Annotated in this window: 2 protein-coding genes; both read right to left on the minus strand. The window is 50.6% G+C overall.

Annotated features, from left to right (window positions below; genetic code table 11):
- Positions 1-236 (minus strand): hypothetical protein (locus PLA23_RS13560; protein WP_324475563.1); only part of this gene is annotated, 236 nt, incomplete at its 3' end.
- 116 nt (positions 237-352) lie between these two features.
- Positions 353-1,253 (minus strand): HEAT repeat domain-containing protein (locus PLA23_RS13565; RefSeq protein WP_324475564.1); only part of this gene is annotated, 901 nt, incomplete at its 5' end.

Consider the following 1,253-nt stretch of genomic DNA (forward strand, 5'->3'; position numbering starts at 1 on the left):
GCAATAAACGGGAGAAGTGGATTCATCTCGATTGTTTCAAGACCGTCAGGAAATCCAATCGATGGGTAAAACCAGGTATAGAGGGGATAATTATGGGCTACAAACTGGGTTTGTGTGAGAAGAAACCATGTATCGCATAATCCCTCAAGACGAGGATACGGGCCCAGGATAATTTCCAGGGGGATCAGGCGTATTGCAAGTCCTATGATTGCAATAGTCACAAGTATGGCGGGCAAAAAAAATTGAGAGTATATGATAGGATGAGGCAGTCTCATGCAGTTCATTTGTTATAAAAATCTACCCTGTATCACAAAAATTGTCTCTCTCCATCCTCATTCGACATACTGAAACATCACCCATCACGACCACCTCTCACCCTCTCAAGTTCCTCCCTCGCCTGCACCCTGACCGCTCCATGCTCATCCCGGGCACACCTTTCAAGCACAGGGACAACCTCCTCTCTCTCCCCCAGTTTTCCAAGTGCCCTGATCGCCCGAAGCCGGACTCCCGGATCACTATCCTTCGTTGCCTGAATAATATAGGGTACTATCGTAGAATTCCCAATCCGCCCGAGCGTCTTCACCGCTTCCCGTCGTACGTACGGCGATTCATCCTGCAACCGCTCAAGAACTGAATCAACAGAACGGATTGTGCCATGAGTAACCCGAAGGGCAATCAGTGATCCAACCCTGACCCGCCAGTCCTCATTGTCAAGACCCCTGATGAGAACCGGAATCGCACGATCACCAAGCCGGCCCAGTGACTCGGCAGCAGTCTCCCGGACATACCGGTCCTCATCGGTCAGTGCCTTCATCAGAGGGTCGACTGCCTTTGGTGAATCAGCCCTCCCAAGCGCGTCAGCAGCCCGTCTCCGGACAAACGGACTTTCATCAGAGAGTGCCCGGATAAGAGGGAGGATCGTCCGTGGATCGGAGAGTTCAGATAACGCCTCAACAGCCTCTTCGCGCTCATGTTCATCATCACTCCCAAGAGCCGCAATTATTGCATCAAAATCCCCTCCGAATCTTGAAACCCTCTCTTCCCTGCTTCGTTCACCCCGTTCAATCAGATCCGTAATAACCGCTTCAACCAGTCTTCGATCCTTGACATATAAAAGCAGGACCATGATCGTTGCAAGATCCAGACCGGTATACAGCATCACAAAGGCGATACTGAACTGATACCCAGAGACATCAGAAAAGATCCAGAATGCCACAATCGAGAGAAGAATAATGCCCAGAATGCGCAAGCCG

The organism is Methanospirillum sp. (assembly GCF_035406105.1).
Lineage (GTDB): Archaea > Halobacteriota > Methanomicrobia > Methanomicrobiales > Methanospirillaceae > Methanospirillum.